General features: G+C 29.3%; 22 protein-coding genes. 7 read left to right on the top strand and 15 right to left on the bottom strand.

From position 1 onward, the window contains the following. Window positions 1-33 precede the first annotated feature (33 nt). The gene (locus ACSIGC_RS13545; RefSeq protein WP_442265344.1) at window positions 34-1,242 is read right to left on the bottom strand and encodes an MDR family MFS transporter; all 1,209 of its coding nucleotides are present in this window, start codon (window positions 1,240-1,242) and stop codon (window positions 34-36) included. 282 nt (window positions 1,243-1,524) lie between these two features. On the opposite strand from ACSIGC_RS13545, the gene ACSIGC_RS13540 reads away from it, so the two are divergent. Genes ACSIGC_RS13540 through ACSIGC_RS13530 form a run of 3 tightly spaced genes read left to right on the top strand, consistent with a single transcriptional unit; the run spans window position 1,525 to window position 3,326 of the window. Further along, the gene (locus ACSIGC_RS13540; protein WP_442265343.1) at window positions 1,525-1,962 is read left to right on the top strand and encodes a hypothetical protein; all 438 of its coding nucleotides are present in this window, start codon (window positions 1,525-1,527) and stop codon (window positions 1,960-1,962) included. Between the two features lie 29 nt (window positions 1,963-1,991). After that, on the top strand, window positions 1,992-2,597 hold the full coding sequence (locus ACSIGC_RS13535; RefSeq protein WP_442265342.1) for a DUF1684 domain-containing protein: 606 nt from the start codon (window positions 1,992-1,994) through the stop codon (window positions 2,595-2,597). A gap of 3 nt (window positions 2,598-2,600) precedes the next feature. Continuing rightward, complete coding sequence (locus ACSIGC_RS13530) at window positions 2,601-3,326, top strand: hypothetical protein (protein ID WP_442265341.1); 726 nt, start codon at window positions 2,601-2,603, stop codon at window positions 3,324-3,326. A gap of 73 nt (window positions 3,327-3,399) precedes the next feature. Here ACSIGC_RS13530 and ACSIGC_RS13525 read toward each other — a convergent pair whose 3' ends face one another. The 5 genes from ACSIGC_RS13525 to ACSIGC_RS13505 all read right to left on the bottom strand — a co-directional run bounded on the left by ACSIGC_RS13525 (window position 3,400) and on the right by ACSIGC_RS13505 (window position 7,159). Next, complete coding sequence (locus ACSIGC_RS13525) at window positions 3,400-4,101, bottom strand: crotonase/enoyl-CoA hydratase family protein (protein WP_442265340.1); 702 nt, start codon at window positions 4,099-4,101, stop codon at window positions 3,400-3,402. After that, window positions 4,098-4,472 (bottom strand): fluoride efflux transporter CrcB, encoded by a 375-nt coding sequence (gene crcB, locus ACSIGC_RS13520; RefSeq protein WP_442265339.1) that lies wholly within the window; start codon window positions 4,470-4,472, stop codon window positions 4,098-4,100. The genes ACSIGC_RS13525 and crcB overlap by 4 nt, the downstream gene beginning before the upstream one ends. A gap of 65 nt (window positions 4,473-4,537) precedes the next feature. Next, window positions 4,538-5,554: an SRPBCC family protein gene (locus ACSIGC_RS13515; protein WP_442265338.1), complete on the bottom strand. Its 1,017-nt coding sequence runs from the start codon at window positions 5,552-5,554 to the stop codon at window positions 4,538-4,540. Window positions 5,555-5,604: 50 nt separating this feature from the next. After that, window positions 5,605-6,600 carry a DoxX family protein gene (locus ACSIGC_RS13510; RefSeq protein ID WP_442265337.1) on the bottom strand — a complete coding sequence of 332 codons (996 nt, stop codon included), beginning with the start codon at window positions 6,598-6,600 and terminating at the stop codon, window positions 5,605-5,607. 13 nt (window positions 6,601-6,613) lie between these two features. Then, window positions 6,614-7,159: a DUF1599 domain-containing protein gene (locus ACSIGC_RS13505; RefSeq protein ID WP_442265336.1), complete on the bottom strand. Its 546-nt coding sequence runs from the start codon at window positions 7,157-7,159 to the stop codon at window positions 6,614-6,616. A 100-nt stretch (window positions 7,160-7,259) separates the two neighbouring features. On the opposite strand from ACSIGC_RS13505, the gene folP reads away from it, so the two are divergent. Both folP and ACSIGC_RS13495 read left to right on the top strand, forming a co-directional pair. Then, window positions 7,260-8,081 (top strand): dihydropteroate synthase, encoded by an 822-nt coding sequence (gene folP / locus ACSIGC_RS13500; protein WP_442265335.1) that lies wholly within the window; start codon window positions 7,260-7,262, stop codon window positions 8,079-8,081. A gap of 157 nt (window positions 8,082-8,238) precedes the next feature. Then, window positions 8,239-8,847, top strand: a complete 609-nt coding sequence (locus ACSIGC_RS13495; protein ID WP_442265334.1) for an ExbD/TolR family protein — start codon at window positions 8,239-8,241, stop codon at window positions 8,845-8,847. Window positions 8,848-8,926: 79 nt separating this feature from the next. On the opposite strand, the gene ACSIGC_RS13490 is transcribed toward ACSIGC_RS13495, so the two are convergent. Then, the gene (locus ACSIGC_RS13490) at window positions 8,927-9,127 is read right to left on the bottom strand and encodes a hypothetical protein (protein ID WP_442265333.1); all 201 of its coding nucleotides are present in this window, start codon (window positions 9,125-9,127) and stop codon (window positions 8,927-8,929) included. Between the two features lie 208 nt (window positions 9,128-9,335). Here ACSIGC_RS13490 and cdaA point away from each other — a divergent pair, with 208 nt between their 5' ends. Next, complete coding sequence (cdaA, locus tag ACSIGC_RS13485) at window positions 9,336-10,115, top strand: diadenylate cyclase CdaA (RefSeq protein ID WP_442265332.1); 780 nt, start codon at window positions 9,336-9,338, stop codon at window positions 10,113-10,115. Between the two features lie 202 nt (window positions 10,116-10,317). On the opposite strand, the gene ACSIGC_RS13480 is transcribed toward cdaA, so the two are convergent. The 4 genes from ACSIGC_RS13480 to truA form a co-directional block, all read right to left on the bottom strand. Beyond that, entirely contained in the window at window positions 10,318-10,791 is a 474-nt protein-coding gene (locus tag ACSIGC_RS13480) for a hypothetical protein (RefSeq protein WP_442265331.1), read from the bottom strand. A 237-nt stretch (window positions 10,792-11,028) separates the two neighbouring features. Then, window positions 11,029-11,493, bottom strand: coding sequence for a hypothetical protein (locus ACSIGC_RS13475; protein ID WP_442265330.1), 465 nt, complete (start codon window positions 11,491-11,493; stop codon window positions 11,029-11,031). A gap of 77 nt (window positions 11,494-11,570) precedes the next feature. Continuing rightward, a complete protein-coding gene (locus tag ACSIGC_RS13470) occupies window positions 11,571-13,280 on the bottom strand; it encodes an ABC transporter ATP-binding protein (RefSeq protein WP_442267767.1) in 1,710 nt (569 codons plus the stop codon). Window positions 13,281-13,337: 57 nt separating this feature from the next. Continuing rightward, window positions 13,338-14,072, bottom strand: a complete 735-nt coding sequence (gene truA / locus ACSIGC_RS13465; RefSeq protein ID WP_442265329.1) for a tRNA pseudouridine(38-40) synthase TruA — start codon at window positions 14,070-14,072, stop codon at window positions 13,338-13,340. A gap of 62 nt (window positions 14,073-14,134) precedes the next feature. Between truA and ACSIGC_RS13460 the strand changes: the two genes are divergently transcribed. Further along, entirely contained in the window at window positions 14,135-14,629 is a 495-nt protein-coding gene (locus ACSIGC_RS13460; RefSeq protein WP_442265328.1) for a metallophosphoesterase family protein, read from the top strand. An 8-nt stretch (window positions 14,630-14,637) separates the two neighbouring features. On the opposite strand, the gene ACSIGC_RS13455 is transcribed toward ACSIGC_RS13460, so the two are convergent. The 4 genes from ACSIGC_RS13455 to ACSIGC_RS13440 all read right to left on the bottom strand — a co-directional run bounded on the left by ACSIGC_RS13455 (window position 14,638) and on the right by ACSIGC_RS13440 (window position 18,765). Further along, window positions 14,638-16,263: an ATP-binding protein gene (locus ACSIGC_RS13455; RefSeq protein ID WP_442265327.1), complete on the bottom strand. Its 1,626-nt coding sequence runs from the start codon at window positions 16,261-16,263 to the stop codon at window positions 14,638-14,640. 207 nt (window positions 16,264-16,470) lie between these two features. Next, window positions 16,471-17,178 carry a hypothetical protein gene (locus ACSIGC_RS13450; protein WP_442265326.1) on the bottom strand — a complete coding sequence of 236 codons (708 nt, stop codon included), beginning with the start codon at window positions 17,176-17,178 and terminating at the stop codon, window positions 16,471-16,473. 194 nt (window positions 17,179-17,372) lie between these two features. Then, window positions 17,373-18,032, bottom strand: coding sequence for a response regulator (locus ACSIGC_RS13445; protein ID WP_299674091.1), 660 nt, complete (start codon window positions 18,030-18,032; stop codon window positions 17,373-17,375). A gap of 301 nt (window positions 18,033-18,333) precedes the next feature. Then, complete coding sequence (locus tag ACSIGC_RS13440) at window positions 18,334-18,765, bottom strand: DUF4293 domain-containing protein (protein WP_442265325.1); 432 nt, start codon at window positions 18,763-18,765, stop codon at window positions 18,334-18,336. Between the last annotated feature and the right edge of the window lie 84 nt (window positions 18,766-18,849).

The following is an 18,849-nucleotide window of genomic DNA, read 5'->3' as shown; positions in this document are numbered from 1 at the left end:
TATTTAAAAAACTTTGTTATGAAAGAATAACTTCTATATTTTATCTATTTGTTTGGTTTTATAATGTAATACTAATAAAAATACTCCACTTAGTAAAGACAAACCAAATATGATATACCAAGTATTATCGAAACCTATTTTATCAATTAAATGCATTCCTGAAAAATGTCCAAAAACATGAGCTAAAGAAAATGAAATGCTGTACCAAGACATATATTGCCCTTGATTTCCTTTTTTTGCTCTTTCCATTGCGTAAGCATTAGAAAAAGGGAACATTACCATTTCTCCAATTGTCATAAAAAACATTCCAACAAGTAAAATTCCAACCCAGCTAGTCATATTCAACACAATAAAACTCAAAGTGACTAAAACCCCACCAACTAACATAAGAGTAATTTTAGTTTGTTTAGAATCTTCTAACCATTTAACTAAGGGCATCTCTAATAAAAAAATAATAAATCCATTTGCTCCTAGCAACAAACCAATTTCTAATTCTGACAAATGATGCACATCTCTATAATATAAAGGAATTGTAGAGAAATATTGTAAAAACACAATTCCAAATAATGCCATAGCTACAAAAAACACCCAAAATAATTTATCAGTATATATAGAAACGGGATTTTCATTCTCTATCTTATCCAATACTCTTGCCTTTTTAGGGTGCAAAACATTTACCAATAAAATTGTTGCTAAAACACAAGTAACACCATCTACCCAAAATAATCCTTGGTATCCTAATGTTGTAATAATTAAACCACCTAGCGCTGGTCCAGCAGAAAACCCTAAATTAATTGCTAAACGGATTAATGTTACCGACCTTGTTTTATTTTCTGGTTTGCTATAAGAACTTAAAGCTACGAACATTGCTGGACGAAATGTATCTGCTACTGTCATTAACACAAAAATTGAAATACAAAAGCCAAATAATGTTGTTACATATTGTAGTAAAACAAATAATACCCCTGTAAAAAACAAGCTTACGAGCATTACTTTATAATACCCGATTTTATCGGTTAAATATCCCCCTAATTTTGATCCAGCCACAGAACCTAGTCCGAAAAAAACCATAATTAATCCCACATCAGAAAAGGTAAAACCTAATCCTTCTTTTAGATACAATGATAAAAATGGAATTACCATTGTTCCGGCTCTGTTAATGAGCGTAATTAAAGATAACCACCAAACCTCTTTAGAGAGTCCTTTGAAAGTTGCTAAGTAATTTCTAAATAACTTTTTCATAATTGTTTGTTTTAAGTTGACGTAATAAAAAATAAAAAGTCCGGCTAAATAGCCGGACTTTTGCAATTGTATATTTTTATATTAATATAACATTTACACATAAATAGCCCGACATGACGATGGTCTTACAACCGACGTCCACTGCTTATATGTACAAATGTTTTTCATGTTTACTTTTTAATTACCGTACAAACATAGAAAAAAAACAAATAGGTTGTATATGAAACACTTATTTTGTTTTTAATTCTATTTCGAGTAATTTCGTTACTACCATAATTTATTATGATAGCAACTAAAGTTAACAATGTTATGAATAATGAAAAACTCTTAAGCATTCTGAAACATTATGCAGATCAAATAGAAGGAGACAAAGGATATTGGAGTTTTCAAATTAATGAAATTACATTTATGTGTTTAACCGATAAGCTTCATAACAGAATGAGAATCATTGCTCCGATTTCTGAAGCAAGCGACTTAACAGGTGTGCAATTAAAAAAATGTATGGAAGCTAATTTTCACACAACATTAGATGTTCGTTATGCTATCTCAGACAATATTTTATGGTCAGCTTTTATTCATCCATTAAAAGAACTAACAGAACATCAAATAATAGATGCACTATCTCAACTTTATTCTAGCGTAAGAACCTTTGGTTCTACTTACAGTAGTGGTTCTTTAGGTTTTTTAACTGAAGAAGAACGAAAATTTAAATTAAATTAATCACATCTCAATTTTTATTAAATTCATTTATGAAGAAAATTATTATATTTCTTTTTGTTTATACACTTATTATATCATGTAATTCTGGAAAAAGAATACCTCAAGGAAAATCTGAATTTCAACGTGAAATGAACGCCAAATTTAAAGATGCTTCAACCTCTCCATTAACCAAGAGTGGATTGAAAAATTTTAAAGGATTAGACTTTTTCCCTATTAATAATAAGTTTAAAGTAATTGCTCAACTTACTAAAACTCCAGAAGCTAAAACATTTAATTTTCCTACTACCACATCAAGAATAGCTAAATATAAAAAATATGGTATTATTAATTTTTCTATAGACGGACAAAGTTTTGAATTAGATATTTATAAAGACCCCAACCCTGAGCCTGATTATATAAATCACTTGTTCCTTCCTTTTTTAGATGAAACTAACGGAAAAGGTTCTTATGGTGGTGGTCGTTTTATTGATGTTTTAACTACAGATATTAAAGAAGATGGAACGGTTACTATAGATTTTAATACAGCATACAATCCTTATTGTGCTTACAGTGATAGATATTCTTGCCCGATTACACCAAGAAATAATTCTTTAGCTATTGCTATTGAAGCTGGAGTGATGGATTATAAAAAATAGTTTATGAAATTCTATCGGCTTACACTTTTAATTATTTGTTTGTATTCCTTAACATCTTGTAATAAAGATGAATATACACAACTAAAACTTCCAAAAGAGAATTTAGAATTCTATTCTTTCGGTCTTGAACAAATGGGAAGAAAAGAGAATAAAATCATACTAAAAAACTCTAAGAGCTATAAAGAGTTAGAAAAATATATTTCAGAATTAGATAGTTTAAAAACTACTAACAGCATTAATTTTCAACCAAAATATACTATTATAAGCGATAGTTTTAAACTTAGTCTTAATTATGAAAAATTAGGAATTGAATATTTAACTAAGGAAAACAAACATGTAAGACTTATTAAAAATATCCATTACGAAGAAATTTTTTCTTTAAATTTTCTTGGTAGTGAAGCTAATGAATATAAAAAGTTTGGAGATTTTTATGGAATTGGACAATTTAAAAAACACACTTATCTTTTTTGTGGACTTGAAGCTGATTCTGTAAAATACTGGTATAAAAAAGGAGATTGGAAATTCTTAAACAAAGAAAAGCAATTGGTTGCCGAAGGAACATTTGATGTTTTAACAGATACAATTAAAGGTCATGGTGGTTGTTTTTATCCTTATAAATATTCTAAAATTGACACTAAAAAATGGAAATTTTATAATGATAAACAAAAATTAGTTAACCCTTCTTTATCTTTAATTTATAAACTAGAAAATCTTAAAAGAATAAAATAGATGAATTATCATTTAGAATATTTTTAAAAAAACAACACAAAACCCCACTTATTTAAAAATGGGGTTTGTTTTTTTAAGCATCAAAAGATAATTCTTGAGCGATATCTTCTTCTATTGCTTTCTCTAATCTTTCTAAAGATTCTTTACGAACTTTTAGTTTTGTATCTCTATGTGCTTTTTTATTTAGTTGGCCGAACATTTGCGCAACTTTAGTTGCTGTTGGTAATAAATGTTCTTGAGACACAATTTTATCTAAGAATCCTGCTGTAACAGCATCTTCAGGATTATACATTTCTGCATTAGCTACACTTCTTTGGAAATATACTGGAGTTAATTTTCCTCTAGCTATTTCAACACCAGCGTTGTGCATCGTCATTCCGATCATTACTTCATTTAATCCGATTTTAAAATCTCCCGCAACTCCTAATCTATAATCAGCAGACAGTAATAAGAAAGCTCCTTTTGCTACCGCATGACCTCCACAAGCCATAATAACAGGATAAGGAAAAGACAATAATCGAAGTGAAAGTTTAGAACCTTTTGTTACTAATTCTTTTGCAGCATCAGGAGATTTAGTCATTACTTTTAAATCAAAACCACCAGATAAAATACCATCTTGCCCAGCAATAATAACTACTCTTTCTTCTTGTTCTGCTTTATCTAAATAAGTATTTAACTCATCGATAACTTCATGAGAAATCGCATTTACTTTTCCATTTACAATTTTTAAAATCGCATAATTTGCTTCTGTACTATAGTGTACTACATTACTCATATGATATATTTTATTAAATAAATTCCTAAAAAAACAGCTAAAAAGCCTAACACGAAACTAGATATCGTATATAACGCAAAAGACATAAAGTCTCCTGATTTTAAAAACACATGATTTTCATAAGCGAAAGTTGAAAATGTTGTAAATCCCCCACAAAAACCGGTGGCTAATAATAATGAGTGATTTTGAGTTAATATTTCATTTTTTGCAGCTAAACCTAAAATAAAACCTATAAGTAAGCTTCCTAAAATATTAGCTAAAAAAGTACCCAAAGGAATACCTGTTTCTGAATTATTTAAAGCTTTACCTAAAAGAAATCGTAAAACACTTCCAAAACCTCCTCCAATAAATACTAAGAATAACTGTTTCATGAATCACGAAAATAAGAAAACCTCACATTTTTGTGAGGTTCTTCTTCTATTTATTTTAAGATCTTTTATTCTACTAAATAATAAATATCTGTTTGAATGTCATGCTCTTTTACTTTAGAAGGATCATTAACATACAATTCATAAAGTGGAAATTTAGGTGTTAACTTATTATCTTTAATGTAAGTTCCTATTTTATTATGTGCTTCTACATCACCAATTCCGTAAGCTCCACATTTGGTTAATGTCACATATTTCCCTCCAGAGACTGTAATTTTATCCATTCCATCAGCCGCAGGAATATCTTTATTTAATAATAAACCAATATGAAAATCTGCTTCTCCTGTTTTTTCATCCCATTTATGATATAAACCTCCAGGAACATAATCTCCTTCTTTTAAACCAGACTTTGCAGCATAGATTCCTGCTTTCGGTAATGCTTCCATAAAAGCTTTTTCCATTGCATCTTGATCAATCTTCAATTTATAATGATAACCAATGAATGATTTATCTTCGTGCTCTATAGTTCTGATTTCTCCTAAACGGAAAGGGTCTGGTGTTAATGTAACTACTTCATCTAAATTATTTAATCCATTTTCTAACATTGGACCTAACATACTATCCCAACCTCCACTAATTGCAGAAAATATTTTAAAAATAAATGGTGCCTTATCATCTTTCATAGTCCAAGTTACCTTGGTACCATCCTTTACCTCTTCAAAATTCCAAAGAATTTCTCCAGGTTCATTATCTCCAAACTTAATTTCTTGTGTAATCGATTTATTAGATTCTAAAGCAATTGTTTTCATACTTCCAGGACCATCTTTACTAGTCCAACTATCACTTGCCCCAACTCCAACAGTTTTTTCTCCATAAGTTACTACTATGGTAGAATCTTCATCATGCCAAGGCCCCCATTTTTCCCAAGTTTTAAGGTCGTTAACTGTATTGAAAATTTTACTAACCGGTTGATTTATAACTTTAGATCGATTTACATCATAATCTGACGGCTGAACTGTAACATACAGCAAACCAATTAACACTAAAGCTAGTATAAGTAACAAGATGTATTTTAAGACTTTCATAGTATAAGGTTTTGATTAACAGTTCCTAAATATAGGAATTAAACTGATAATTAAAACTTTATTTCATCTACATCTCTCCATTTCTTCTTATTCTTAATTACCCCTTTTTCTACAATAATAATACCCGGATTGGCTCTAATAGCAGTTTTAATTGCCTTTTCATCACAACTACCAAAAGTATAAGGTAAATTATATTCTTTAGTAAAAGCATCTAATTTTTCAGTGTTATCTTCATAAATAACATCAGCCATCATTATATCTGAAGTTAAGACATAAACTTCATACCCATTTTGTTTTGCCTTAGCTGCAGTTTCAGAAACAGCTTTTAAACCTTCTTTATTAACTTTTTCAAGAGTTGTCATTAGAATAAGCATTGCTTTATCTTTATTAAGCATCTCTTCTAAAACATCTCCTTCTGAAGTACTAATTTCGAAATCATGAATTTTAGGATCTTCTCCATTTGGACCGAAAGCCATTCCGTCTGCAATATTAGTTCCAATTGCATAAGCTCTAAAATCGATTATAGGCAAATGCTGTAATACATAATAAGCTATTAATGAAGAAATAACTAAAGATCCAACCGTAGTATATGAAGCAATTTTATCTGAAATTAAAGGCTTAATGTATCTTACTCCTAAAATTAAAATTACTATGAATACCATAAAAATAATATTCTTATAAAAAGTTTCTTTAGGTGTTAATTTAATTGCATCTCCAAAGCAACCACAATCAGTTACTTTATTATACGCATAAGAATACCATGTTAAAAACAGGAAAATTAAATTAATACCAAACAAGCTCCAAACAGTAAATTTTGGTTTATATCCTACTAAAAGCATTACACCCAATACCAGTTCTGTGATGATTAATAATATTGAAAAACCTAAGGCTACTGGTATTAAAAACTCAAGATTTAATACATCTGCATTAAAGTATTCTTCAAATTTGTATTTAGAACCTACAGGATCTACTAATTTTACAAATCCAGAATAAATAAATAATAATCCAACAAGAACTCTTGAAATGTGTGTAAGTATTTTTAACATGATTATAGGGATTTTATGATGTCTCTTCATTGAAATGAATCATGGCAAATACAGCATAATTTATCATATCCTGATAATTTGCATCAATTCCTTCAGAAACTAATGTTTTACCTTTATTATCTTCTATTTGTTTTACTCGTAATAACTTTTGTAAAATTAAATCTGTTAAAGAAGAAACTCGCATATCTCGCCACGCTTCACCATAATCATGGTTTTTCTTCTCCATTAATTCCTTCGTTATTTTAACATACTTATCGTACAAGACAGTTGCTTCTTCTGTTGACAAATCTGGTTGTTCTACTACTCCCAAATCTAACTGAACTAAAGCCATAACAGAATAATTTATTATTCCAATAAACTCAGATCTTTCACCTTCATCTACCTTTCTAACTTCATTTTCTTGCAACTGACGAATACGTTGCGCTTTAATAAAAATTTGATCTGTTAACGATGGTAAGCGTAAAATTCTCCATGCGCTACCATAATCTTTCATCTTATTTATAAATAAATTTCGGCATTCATTTACAACCGAATCGTACTGCTCTGAGGTATTATGCATTTTATATATTCAGAAAAAACTACGTAAAAATAGCAAATCAATTAGGTTTTCAGTTATTTTTACATAGAAATTTGTACCAGTAACCAGTAAAAAGGTATTAATGACAATTAATTGCAAAGGCACACTTATCGATTTATCTTCTCCTAAAGTAATGGGAATCTTAAATATTACTCCAGATTCATTCTATGATGGAGGGAAATATAAAAGTGATGTAAGTATTTTAAATCAAACAGATAAAATGCTTACAGACGGAGCTACTTTTATTGATATTGGTGCATATTCTTCTAGACCTGGAGCTCAACATATTTCAGAAGAAGAAGAGTTAAAACGTATAGTTCCTATAATTGAATTGTTACTAAAAAATTTCCCTGAAATTACTATTTCCGTTGATACTTTTAGAAGCAAAGTTGCAGAAGAAACAATTGTAACTGGAGCTAGTCTTATCAACGATATTTCTGGAGGAAATATGGATAACAAAATGTACAGCATAGTAGGCAAATTACAAGTGCCTTACATTTTAATGCACATGCAAGGTACACCTCAAAATATGCAGAAAAACCCTTCATATGAGAATATAATTACTGATTTAATTTCTTTTTTTGCTGAAAAGATTTTTGAACTCCGTAAACTAAAACTCAATGATGTTATTATTGATGTTGGTTTTGGTTTTGGAAAAACAATTGATCATAACTATCAACTTTTAAAAGACCTTGATCTTTTTAAGAACTTAGACGTTCCAATTTTAACAGGAGTATCTAGAAAATCGATGTTATACAAACTTTTAAACATCACTCCAAAAGAAGCTTTAAACGCTACTACCGTTGCTAATACTATCGCTTTGTTAAATGGTACAAATATCCTTCGTGTTCACGATGTAAAAGAAGCCATAGAAGCTATAAAAATTGTAGAACAAGTTTTATAAAAAAACCAAGATCTAAGAATTTAAATAATAACTTTAAACTAGCACTTACCTTTCTTTTTTATTCTTCGGCATCGTTTTTGCGAATAGCTCTTCATACCAAAAATTGCCTAGTAGCCAAACTTTTAAACTATTTATTAATTTTTAAAAACTACTAATTATGAAAAGAGGAACTATTCCTGAAATTAATGCTGGATCTATGGCTGATATCGCATTTTTATTACTCATTTTTTTCCTTGTCACAACTACTATGGATGTAGACAAAGGTATTTTTAGAAAAATGGCCGAAAAAAATGATAATCCACCTCCTATTGATATCCACAAAAGAAATCTCTTCGAGATTAATATCAATTTAAACAATGAAGTATTAATAGGTGATACTATTGTTGACATTAATGAAATTACCGATTTAGCCATAAAATTTATTGATAATGGTGGTGGTAAAGACATTAATGGTCAAGTTTGTGATTGGTGTGATGGTGAAAAAAGAGCAGATTTATCAGATCATCCTTCTAAAGCTTTAATCACAATTACTGCCGATAGAAATACCACTTACGAAACTTATATTAAGGTTTTAAACAACGTAAACCGCTCTTATAATCAACTTCGTAATAAACTAGCCTTAAAACTTTACAACACAAGTTTTACTACTATGGAAGAAGAATTTAGACGAACAAAGGATGAAGAAATTTTTGGGAAAATTAAATTTATTCGTAGCAAATACCCTCTTTTAATTGGAGATATTGAAACTACTATGGCTCAAAAATAATCTCAATCTGCATCTTTATTAAAGAATAAAACCAGTTACTTCTTGTAACTGGTTTTATTTTTATTATTTCTATTTAGCTTTAAAATGCACAAATACCAGAAATAAACAATGGAGTTCCATTATTGTCAATAGTAATTCCGCACCCACTACTACATGGAGGACAATCTCTGTGAGAATCACATTGAAGTAATTGTGGCTGACATCCAAAAAATCCTCCTTTGATGTTTTTTTGATCGTTTTTAGAAAGTGCTTTTCCTAAACTTGAAATTTGATTTTTCATAATAGTAAGGTTTTAAATTAAAAATGATTAATTGTATTTAACTTCATTAAAATACGAAATTCTCATCGAGAACATCTACAGCTAAAACTCTAAAGTTTTGTTAATACTCTCTAGTTAATGTTTTTTATTTTTCTTACTGAAGTTATACTTCCATACAAATTAAAGAGACGTAAATTATTAGTACATTTACGCAAATACAAATAGTTAGATGCTAGATTTTTTAGATTTTTCTTTTTTAGATGTATTAGATATCATTTTAGTAGCAGTACTTCTTTACTATACATACAAATTATTAAAAGGAACTGTAGCTATTAATATTGTTATTGGAATCACTGTAATTTTCTTAATCTGGAAAGCTACTCAAGCACTTCATATGGAAATGCTTAGTGGAATTTTAGGGTATTTACTTTCTGGTGGAGTAATTGCTTTAATTATTGTTTTTCAACAAGAAATACGAAAGTTTTTACTTATGGTTGGAACCAATAACTTTACTAACAAAAGAGGATTTTTAAATCAATTAAAGTTTTTACAATCTGAAATTAATACCGAAACAGATACAGATACTATTATTAAATCTTGTAGTACGTTATCGAAATCTAAAACTGGTGCCTTACTAGTTATTGAACGAACTAATAAACTTGATTTTTTAGTTAGTACTGGAGATAAAATGAATGCTCAGATAAATGATGCAATTATTCAAAGTATTTTTTACAAGAATAGCCCATTACATGATGGAGCAACTATAATTAGAGATAATTACATTATTGCAACTCGTGTTATTTTACCAGTTTCAGATAACACTAAAATTCCTTCGAGATTTGGTCTTCGTCATAGAGCTGCGATTGGAATTACTGAAAAAACAGATGCTGTTTGTGTTATTGTTTCTGAAGAAACAGGAGAAATATCATATGTTAAAGATGGTAGTTTTGTCTTATACAAAACCAAAGAAGAACTTTCTAATATTTTAAAGCAAGATTTATCTAATTAATCTAGACCTAAAACTATCTTCCCTAAGAATTTAGTTTTTGTTTATTCTCTCTATAATTTTTGAAAGTATTGAGTTTTGTTCTCTGTAAAACAAACAGAATTCCCTAAAGACGTATAATAATAGTTTAAATTAGTTAGCCTTTCATTATTAATAACAGACTCTAGGAAATCTGTAAGACATACAAAACACAAACAATTAAACATTAAGAAATTGTATTTAAAACATAAGGAAAAGAAGAATGATGAACATCTATTTTTAACTCTCCATTATCTAATTTATATCCAAAGGTGAATTCTACTTTTGCTTCGTTCCCCTCAATATCTGTAAAGTAATAGTTTCCCATTGCTATAGCTCTTTTCTCTTCTAAAATGATACCTGAATTTTCAAACCTTACTTTTTTCCATGGTTGCAAAGCAAAGCCTTTATCTTCATCACATTTACGATCTTCTCCTGCTATGAAATACGATACAGCTTCTTCTTTTTCTGATCTAAATTGCTCTAAAGCACATTTTGTAGGTTTAAATACTACTGGACCATTTAAATAAGCATAACGCTCATCTATAAAATCTTTTGTAAAATGTTCACACGCTTTTCTGTTTTCTTTTAAACTACCTATTTTAACAACTCCATCTCCCCATTTCTTCTGTACTTCTAAAACTTGCTCTTTTGTTATCATTGATTATAAAATTTAAATTACATCTATTATTTTAATGCAACATTGTTGCAATATAGTTTTTTTTCTTGTAACATGTAAATTTTCAAACAAATTCAACATTGGTTTTATATAAAAAACCGACATTCTAAAATAGATGTCGGTTTAAATTTTGCTTTTAAAAAACAGAAAAACCTTTGAAATTAATTTCAAAGGTTTTTATAACTTTTATCTTATTGTAAAGATTTTAGTTCATAATACTTATTTCGCTGGAGCCATTTTTGCTTGAATAGCCGTCATTACACTATTAAATTTCTTAGAAGCTTCCTCGTCTAAACCTCCAACAATTTCTTTACCCTTAGCTAATAAGTCTGCTCCTTTTTTTACTAAAGCTACGTTTTTATATGCATCTTTACCTTCTGCGATATATTCTTTAGCATACTCAGAATATGCTTTTAAATGCTCACCAACTTTAGGGTCTTTGAACTCAGGAATTGTTACTCCTTCAATAGCTGACTCTACAGTTTTTACTGCTTCCTCAACTACCTCTTTAGCTTCTTCAACTACTTCTTTAGTTTCTTCAACTACAGTATTTGCAGCATCTCCTGTTTTTTCTACTACAGTTTCAGTAGCTTCCTTTACCTCTTCCTTAGCTTCTTTAGCTTGTTTACAAGAAGTAGCTAATAAAGAACCAACTACAAAGACTGATAAAATTACTTTTTTCATCGTTTTATGATTTTAAGTTTAAGATTGAATAACAAATGTAATATTTTAATAGAATTACACAAGTTTAACACTAAGAATTACATAGTTTCTGCACTAAATTGTTTTTCGTACAAATTTCTATAATAACCTTCTTGCTCTAAAAGTTGTTGATGACTACCTAATTCAACAATTTTTCCTTTATCCATTACAATAATTTTATCTGCTTTTTTGATTGTCGCCAATCGATGTGCTATAACTATTGATGTTCTATCCTTAGTAATTTTATCTGTAGCATATTGAATCATTTGTTCAGACTCTGTATCTACAGAAGAAGTTGCTTCATCTAAAATTAAAATACTTGGATTACTTACATAAGCTCTTAAAAAAGCTATTAATTGACGCTGACCAGAAGACAACATAGCACCTCTCTCTTTTACATTATAGTTATATCCGTTTGGTAAACTTTCTATAAAACTATGAATCCCTATTTGTTTTGCAGCTTTTTCAACTTCTTCTAAAGAAATATTTTTATCTCGTAACGTAATATTATTTAAAATTGAATCTGAAAATAAGAATACATCTTGTAATACTACAGCTACTTGATTTCGTAAACTTTCTAAATCATAATCTTCAACAGGTGTTTCGTCTACTTTTATTTGACCACTATCTATTTCATAAAAACGACTAATTAAATTAATAATTGTTGATTTTCCTGCTCCGGTAGAACCAACTATTGCAATAGTTTCTCCTTTTTTAGCTTGAAAAGAAATTCCTTTTAGCACTTCTTCTCCTTCGACATAACTAAAGCGAACGTCTTTAAACTCTATATTACCTTTTAAATAATTAGCTGAGATTGTTCCAGATTGATCGATATAACTTTCTGTATCTATTACTTTAAAAACACGTTCACCTGATACAATTCCCATTTGCAATTGATTAAACTTATCTGCTATTTGACGTAGTGGTCTAAATAACATTTGCGCCATTTGAACAAAACTAATAATTGCTCCAACCGTAATTGCATCTTTTGCTATTACTTGCAAACCTCCATACCAAACTATTAAACCAATTGCTATAGAAGACAAAATTTCTGCTATTGGAAAAAATATCGAATAATACCATACGGTTTTAACATGAGCTTTTTTATGCTTTTCATTAATAGCTTTAAAATTTTCGTATTCTATTTTCTCTCTATTAAACAATTGTACAATTTTCATTCCTGTAACACGCTCTTGAACAAATCCATTTAAATTTGCCACCTGATTACGAACATCTTGAAATGTTTTTTTAATTGCTATTTGAAATAATTTTGTTGCATAAATTAAAATCGGTAATACTGCTAGCGCTATTAGAGCTAGTTGCCAATTAATAACAAACATGACAATTACAACTACCAACATTTTTAACACATCACTCACAATCATAAATACACCTTGCGAAAAAAAGTTTGCAATAGTTTCTATATCAGAAACCACTCTAGTTACTAATCTTCCTACTGAAGTGTTATCAAAGTACGACATTTTAAAACCTAAAATATTTTTAAAAATTATAGCTCGTAAATCTTTAATAATGTGCTGACCTACCCAATTAGCATAGTAAATAAATAAAAATTGTAGTATTACTTGAACTAACAACACACCAAACATAACCATTGTAAAAAACAACAATTTTGCTAAGTCTTTATTAACTGTAAAATCATCTATCGCTTTGTATAATACTACTGGACTAGCTGCTGCAAATACTGCCAATAAAATGGTAGATATTGTTGCAACCCAAAATTGAAAACGATATTGTTTTGCAAAACTCATTAAGCGTGCAAAAATCTTAATATCAAATGCTTTTCCTGAACTACTTTTACTCAAAATTTAAATATAATCGTATGTTACTTCTGTTAAAAATAATGCTTTTGCAGGTACAGACACTCCTGCTTTACTTCTGTTCTTACTTTCTATTACTGCTTTAAAATCGTTTACTGTTATTTTTCCTAAACCAACATCTAGTAAAGTTCCAACAATTGCGCGAACCATGTTTCTTAAAAAACGATTTGCAGAAATAAAAAAGGTTAATTCATTTCCTTGTAAAACCCACTCTGCATTGGTTACTTCACAGTTAAACGTATGTACATCTGTTTTTACTTTCGAAAAACATTCAAAATCTTCATACTCGTAAAGTAATTTCGCAGCTGTATTCATGGCTTCAATATTTATATTTTTATAGTTTAACTGCCATGAGGTATCTAAAACAAATGGATTTCTACCTAACCATATTTTATACTCATAACTTCTGCTTGTTGCGTCAAAACGTGCATGAGCATCATTTGCTACAAGAATGGTTTTGTAAATAACAATATCATTCGGTAAAATTGCATTTAACTTATAGGTAAAGTTTTCATCTAAAACCTTATCAAAATCAAAATGCGCATACATTTGAGAAGCATGAACTCCTGTATCTGTTCTACCAGCACCAACAATACTAATTTCTTTTCTTAAAATAGTACTAATAGCTTTGGTTAGCTTTTCTTGAACCGAAATTACATCTGGTTGCACTTGCCAACCATAATAGTTTTTACCGTGGTATGCTAGCTCTAAAAAATATCGCAAAGAAATCCTTTTTTTAAAGAGCTAAACTACGGATTTTATTTGGTTATTTGTACTTTCGTTTTGTGAAGAAAATCTTATTATTATCGGATACACACAGTTATATTGATGATCAAATTTTAAAGTTTGTACAACAAGCTGATGAAGTTTGGCATGCTGGTGATATTGGTAACTTGCGTGTTACAGATACAATTAAAGAATACAAACCTTTACGTGCTGTTTATGGAAACATTGATGATGCCGAAGCTCGTGCAGAATTTCCTTTAGATGATGCTTTTGAAGTGGAAGGTGTTTCTGTTTGGATGACACATATTGGTGGCTACCCCGGCAAATATAAAACTCGTGTTTATGGAGAACTTCAAAAAAATAGACCTAAAATTTTTATTTGTGGTCATTCTCATATTTTAAAAGTACAATTCGACAAACATTTTAATTTACTTCACATTAATCCTGGAGCCGCAGGTAAACATGGTTTTCATAAAGTACGCACTATGATACGTTTTGAATTACGTGCTGGTGAAATTGAAAATATGGAAGTAATTGAATTAGCGAAAAATTAATGATCTTTTTAAGCCGATGCCATTTCTTTTTTTCGAACTATGCGAACTAAAGGAATACTTGCAATTACTTTTGTTCCATTTCCTTTAGATGACTCTATAAAAAAGTTTCCATTCATCATATTAATTCTGGCTTTTATTTGGTTTAAACCAATACCCACATCCTCATCTTTTGCTTGCTCAAAACCAATACCATCGTCTTTAACAATAAGGTTAATCATTTCTCCTTCTTCTTCTAGCATAATGTAAGCGTTTTTCGCCTTACTATGTTTTAAAATGTTATTAATTAACTCTTGAATAATATTAAACACTTTAATTTCAAAATCTTGAGAATAACGATATACATTACTAATTGCTGTGCTTATTTTTATTTCTGAGTTAGAGAATTTCTTTGCTACATCTTTTATTGCATACTCTAAACCGAATTTTAATAATACAGATGAAACCAAGTTGTGTGATAAATCACGAATTTTTTCTGAAGCTTCTGTAATTATCTGTTGTGTTTTTTGTAATTCTTCTGGAATATTATCTCCGTATTGTTTTTGCGTTGCTTCTAAATGCATATTTGCAGAAGATAACAGTGCACTTACGTTATCGTGTAAAATTTCAGCAATTTGTTTACGCTCTGTTTCTTTACCATCTAAAGTTGCATTTAAAATTTTCACTTGTGCTTGTGAATTTAAACGCTCTAATTTTCGTTGCTGACGTAATTCGTTTTGTGATAGTTTTAAACTTAAGTTACGTTGACGTAGTTTATATAAGTTTGCCAAATACAATAGTAATATAGATATTACAACACCAGCTGTACCTACAGCCCAAGTTTTTTGTTTTTGTTTTAGTTGGTTTTGATCAGCTTTTTGTTGAACGACTTTAACATCATTCTCTGCCAATACTCTGTCTATTTCTTTTTTTAATTCTCTTTCTTTTAAACTATCTCTAATTTCATAAGATTCGGTTACAAACTCGTACGCTGTGTAATCTTTTAATTTATATAGTGTCCAAGCAAAATTCTCATAGATCATTTCTTTATTCTGAACAGCTTCTAATGATCTTTGATTTTCTAAATATTTAATCGCTTTTGCATATATTTTTTTTGCTTCTTTATAATTTTGCTTTTCCAAATATATGTTAGCTAAATTGTTCAATGCTCTAACTAAAGAGACTTCATCTAGTAGTTTTTCATTAATTTCCACAGATTTTAAAAACATTTCTTCAGCTGTTATCAAATCTCTTTTAGAAACATTTACTATTCCTAAGTTAAGATACGCTCTTGCTTTTTTATCCAAAACTTCATTATCAAAACTCTCAATACCAACTACTTTTTTAGCATAATATTCTGTACTATCCTTTCTTTTAGCCCCAATATAAAACTTAGATAATGATAAATAATTTTGTGCTAACAATCTCTTATTTTCTATATTTTCGCCTAACTCTAAATCATTCAATGATTTAAGTGTCTCGAGTGATTTTTCTAAATAATAAGATGCTTTATGGTGTTCAATTCCTTTTGTAAGCTTGTATAATTGACTGGCTTCTCTAGAATCAACATACTTGTTTAAGATCTTGCCAATCAACAAATTAACCTTAACTTCTAAAATTTCGTCTTTCAAATCCATTTCCGAAAGAGGTAAAATCATTTTTAGAGATTTAATGTAATCCGCCTGTTCAAATAATATTTCTGCAACTTCATATATTTTATGTTCCCTTAAATTTACATCTGACTGATAATAATCATAGTAACAACTAAAAGCCGAGTGGGCAGACTCAGCTTTTAGTTTCAAACATAAAAATATAAAAACAAGGGGGACTATGTTTTTTATCAAAATAATTTCACTTTTAAGTTATTATTCACCTTGCCCGTATCTTGGAATTTTTCTTTCAACGTATGCAATGCTTTTTCCTTTTAGATTATCATTATCACTAACAACCTTAATGTAATTTACAAAATCTATTTTTAATGGTAAATGTTCCGCTTTTTTGTACAATTTAGTAAAAGCTGTTCCATTAGAAGGACCCTCTTTTAAATGCACTTCGTAAATATTTTCATCTGAGTTATATTTAAAATCTACTTGAATTCCTTCTCTTACTGTAAAATCAAGAACGAATTGATCGTCTCCAAAACTTTCAACACTATAAGTCTGTAAAAAATTAATATTTACTTCTCCTTTTGCTAAGATAATATTCTCATCTTCAACTGTTATCGAATTACGTTCTTCCCCATTTTCAAAAACACCTAGTTTAATTTTATTATTCTGTAATTCAATATCTGATATATTACTTGTAGTTTTGTACGATAATGCATTTTTACTTTCAAAAGCATGTAAATTTGTAGTTTGTGTAGCATCATCTTTTACTAAATTTGCTTGCGCATTTTTAGCTAAAGTATAATCTATTGTATATTTTCCTGAAGCATCTCTGCTTATTTTATGTGATTGTAAAAGAGATTCGTTAACTCCTTCTACTTCAGCATTTACTATATCATTTTCTTCTGTGCTACATGATGAAATTAATGTAGCAACTATCATTAAAAAAGGTAAGTATCTTTTTATCATCGTACTATAATTTTTGAATATTGGATTATATTAATTTTTTATAAAAAAAGGTAGTTGCTCGGGGGGACTACATTATTTATAAAAAAGAGTGAAAAAGTAGTAGGCTTGACAATACTTCAGATAATACAGCTTCTTTGGGGGGGGAACATATATAAGGACGGGGAACCTCTATATAAAAATTGAAGGGAGGTCGATTAAACTATATTATTCTTAACAGCATATATTGCCAAACCTACTACATTTTTCACTTTTAACTTTTTATATAAGTTTCTTCTGTGAGTTTCTATTGTTTTAACCGTTAGGTCTAATTTTTTTGCTATTTCAGAAGTACTTAATTCTTGTGTTATTAGTTTTAATACTTCTATTTCTCGCTCTGTTAACGGTTCTGTCACAGAACTGCTTTTAATAGCATCATCAGTTTTAGTATCGTTAATATATAAGTCGAATAAACTTTCTTTTATATTATCACTATAATACTTTTCTCCTCGATGCACAGCTTTAATAGCTTTAATTATGTGGTCGCTTGCCGAACTTTTTTCTATGAAACCTTTAGCTCCTAGTGCTATCATTTCATGAACAAGTTTCGGGTCGCTTAAACCAGATAGTATTATGGTTTTTTGATCTACGTTTCTATTTTTAAACGCTTTTAAAACACCTATACCATCTAATTTTGGCATGTTAATATCAAGTACAAGAACGTCGGCTTTATTTTTACGAGCCCATTCAACAACATCTTTGCCCGTAAGTGAGTAGCCTTCTAACTCAAGTTGATCTTCTGTCTTTATTAACGCAGATATTCCGTCTATAATAATCTGGTGATCGTCTGCGATATGAACTTTGATTTTCTTTATCATTGTTACATGTACAAATTTATAAGGTTAATGCGATGTAGCCAAATTACAAACACCCTGAAAACCCTCTCAGGGTTTACCCTGAGTACCTAAGGGTTTTCCCTTAGATGAGTCTTACGGAGGCCTTTATTTATCTGGTATTAGCTTTTCAAAAGTAGGGATTAAAATTTTACTTTTCAGCATAAAAAAAATGCAAAAAAAGCTAGTTTGGTTTAAATTTTAACATAATAGTACTATAACATAAAAAAACCGAGAATAGTATCATTCTCGGTTTATTCGCACTAAATATATTAAGATGTTAGGTTTATCGTAATCTATCTACTGATTTTACAAGATCTTCATCCTTTTTAATGGCTTTGTTTGCGAACACTAGTAAAACTAATGATATAACAGGAATGAACATCCCAATACCTTTCTCAGAAACCGAAGCTTCTCCAGATAACGTTAGAGATAAATATACCAACACCCCTAATAAAAAAAGGTTTGTCAAAATATTAAGACGACCTATAACAAATTGTAATTGTCTATTCTTAAATAAGAATATAGCTACTACAGATAATAAGGCCGATAAGAAGAATGATACAGGAATACTTTTTTGTAAAAAAGATGCTGTTTGCAATAAATCTATTGAAAATATTGTCTCTTTAGGAGTACTCCATAAATTGAATACAAAAGTTAATCCTCCGGAAATTATTCCAGCTAAAAAAAGGTATAACGTTTGAATTCTTTGTATCATATTTAAAAATTGGATTGCAAATTTACATTTTCTTTTTTTAAAAAGAAACTTTGCAAATCAAAATATTTATATATATTTGTCGGG

Source organism: Tenacibaculum aquaeponti, assembly GCF_052084715.1.
Lineage (GTDB): Bacteria > Bacteroidota > Bacteroidia > Flavobacteriales > Flavobacteriaceae > Polaribacter.
This window is presented reverse-complemented; position numbering and strand designations above follow the sequence as displayed.

Coding starts and splice junctions, on each gene's coding strand:
- ACSIGC_RS13545 (WP_442265344.1), bottom strand. CDS start 1,242: ATGAAAAAGTTATTTAGAAATTACTTAGCAACTTTCAAAGGACTCTCT.
- ACSIGC_RS13540 (WP_442265343.1), top strand. CDS start 1,525: ATGATAGCAACTAAAGTTAACAATGTTATGAATAATGAAAAACTCTTA.
- ACSIGC_RS13535 (WP_442265342.1), top strand. CDS start 1,992: ATGAAGAAAATTATTATATTTCTTTTTGTTTATACACTTATTATATCA.
- ACSIGC_RS13530 (WP_442265341.1), top strand. CDS start 2,601: ATGAAATTCTATCGGCTTACACTTTTAATTATTTGTTTGTATTCCTTA.
- ACSIGC_RS13525 (WP_442265340.1), bottom strand. CDS start 4,101: ATGAGTAATGTAGTACACTATAGTACAGAAGCAAATTATGCGATTTTA.
- crcB (WP_442265339.1), bottom strand. CDS start 4,472: ATGAAACAGTTATTCTTAGTATTTATTGGAGGAGGTTTTGGAAGTGTT.
- ACSIGC_RS13515 (WP_442265338.1), bottom strand. CDS start 5,554: ATGAAAGTCTTAAAATACATCTTGTTACTTATACTAGCTTTAGTGTTA.
- ACSIGC_RS13510 (WP_442265337.1), bottom strand. CDS start 6,600: ATGTTAAAAATACTTACACACATTTCAAGAGTTCTTGTTGGATTATTA.
- ACSIGC_RS13505 (WP_442265336.1), bottom strand. CDS start 7,159: ATGCATAATACCTCAGAGCAGTACGATTCGGTTGTAAATGAATGCCGA.
- folP (WP_442265335.1), top strand. CDS start 7,260: ATGACAATTAATTGCAAAGGCACACTTATCGATTTATCTTCTCCTAAA.
- ACSIGC_RS13495 (WP_442265334.1), top strand. CDS start 8,239: ATGAAAAGAGGAACTATTCCTGAAATTAATGCTGGATCTATGGCTGAT.
- ACSIGC_RS13490 (WP_442265333.1), bottom strand. CDS start 9,127: ATGAAAAATCAAATTTCAAGTTTAGGAAAAGCACTTTCTAAAAACGAT.
- cdaA (WP_442265332.1), top strand. CDS start 9,336: ATGCTAGATTTTTTAGATTTTTCTTTTTTAGATGTATTAGATATCATT.
- ACSIGC_RS13480 (WP_442265331.1), bottom strand. CDS start 10,791: ATGATAACAAAAGAGCAAGTTTTAGAAGTACAGAAGAAATGGGGAGAT.
- ACSIGC_RS13475 (WP_442265330.1), bottom strand. CDS start 11,493: ATGAAAAAAGTAATTTTATCAGTCTTTGTAGTTGGTTCTTTATTAGCT.
- ACSIGC_RS13470 (WP_442267767.1), bottom strand. CDS start 13,280: ATGAGTTTTGCAAAACAATATCGTTTTCAATTTTGGGTTGCAACAATA.
- ACSIGC_RS13455 (WP_442265327.1), bottom strand. CDS start 16,263: ATGATTTTACCTCTTTCGGAAATGGATTTGAAAGACGAAATTTTAGAA.
- ACSIGC_RS13450 (WP_442265326.1), bottom strand. CDS start 17,178: ATGATAAAAAGATACTTACCTTTTTTAATGATAGTTGCTACATTAATT.
- ACSIGC_RS13445 (WP_299674091.1), bottom strand. CDS start 18,032: ATGATAAAGAAAATCAAAGTTCATATCGCAGACGATCACCAGATTATT.
- ACSIGC_RS13440 (WP_442265325.1), bottom strand. CDS start 18,765: ATGATACAAAGAATTCAAACGTTATACCTTTTTTTAGCTGGAATAATT.